The 1,230-nt window shown below is 35.7% G+C and carries 3 protein-coding genes; all 3 read right to left on the reverse strand.

Annotated features, from left to right (window positions below):
- Positions 1 to 249 (reverse strand): peptidylprolyl isomerase (locus EKL98_RS16430; protein ID WP_199740742.1); only part of this gene is annotated, 249 nt, incomplete at its 3' end.
- Positions 246 to 923, reverse strand: coding sequence for a gliding motility-associated peptidyl-prolyl isomerase GldI (gene gldI, locus EKL98_RS16435; RefSeq protein WP_126563191.1), 678 nt, complete (start codon positions 921 to 923; stop codon positions 246 to 248). The genes gldI and EKL98_RS16430, both read right to left, overlap by 4 nt.
- Before the next feature lie 6 nt (positions 924 to 929).
- Positions 930 to 1,230 (reverse strand): DHH family phosphoesterase (locus tag EKL98_RS16440; protein ID WP_233589474.1); only part of this gene is annotated, 301 nt, incomplete at its 5' end.

The raw sequence follows: 1,230 nt of genomic DNA on the forward strand, positions 1-1,230 counted from the left end.
TAATCCATCATAAAAAGGTTTGTTTTTAAGATTTTCGTTGGTGATGAAATCATTTTTTCCTTCGGCTAATGTTATAAAATTGGCTACAGTAATGGGCGTTTTATCATAAAATAATTGCGTAATTATGGTTCCTTTGTTGGTTTCGATTTGGGCATATAAACCGTCAGGAAGGTTGTTTTTTTCCTCTTTACAAGAGTATAAGGAGGCTGCAGTTAGGACTGCTAATAGGAATAGAATGCTTTTTTTCATTGGGAATGTTTATTGGTTAATGTGTCTTTATTAGTGTTTATGATTTTTGTTTGAATGGTGGGTTCTTCACCTGGAACTTGATTTAACGCATCGGTTTTCCTAAGCAGAATTTCTTTTTTGAAAGCGGCTTCTGAAATGAAATTGTGCAACGTCACAGTGCAAAGCAAAGGTTGATTGGGGCCAATTTTCTTTTCGTCACCGTGATAACCATAGGCAATGTGAGAAGGAAAAAGGAAAATTACTTTCTCTTTTTTGCGCATCAGTTTGATGCCTTCACGCAAACCAGTCATTATGTTTTGCTTATCGATGGCATAAGTTTGAGGTCGTAATTCCAATTCCGAATAGATGATTTTCCCCTTCAAATCTTTTATTTCATAGTTAAAAAAGGCTACGTCTCCTTTTTTTGGAGTTAAAGTGTCTAATGTATTTTGAATAACATAAGTGTACCAATAGCCATTGGTAGAAGCAATAAATTTTACTTTTGGGTTCCTTTTTATTACGGAATCGATTTGATCTTCTTCTGTAGAAACGAGCTTTTTGTTTCGTTCAGCCGATTTTTTCATAAAAGTTCCCGATGCTTGTGAAACAGGTCTGCGGGCTTCCTGATTTTGTTTGCAACCGGAAACCAAAAGAGTCACCAAGAAAGCTAATAGAAATATTTTACTGTTGTTCATAATGCGTTATATTTTTAGTTTACTAACTAAATCTTCAAACTTTTTAACGGTTTCTTCCATCGATACTTCTGATTTTCCTCCTGCTGCATTGCGATGACCTCCGCCGTTGAAGTGCGCTCTGGCAAAAAGATTCACATCAAAATCACCTTGCGAACGAAGTGAAATTTTGATGATTTTCTCGTCAGCATTTTCAATAAAAATAGCGGTAAACACAATTCCTTTGATACTCAAACCATAATTTACGATGCCTTCGGTATCTCCTTTGATGTGGTTGAAATGGTCTAATTCATCTTGGGTAAGCGTGGTA

The sequence above is a fragment of the Flavobacterium bomense genome (assembly GCF_003970355.1).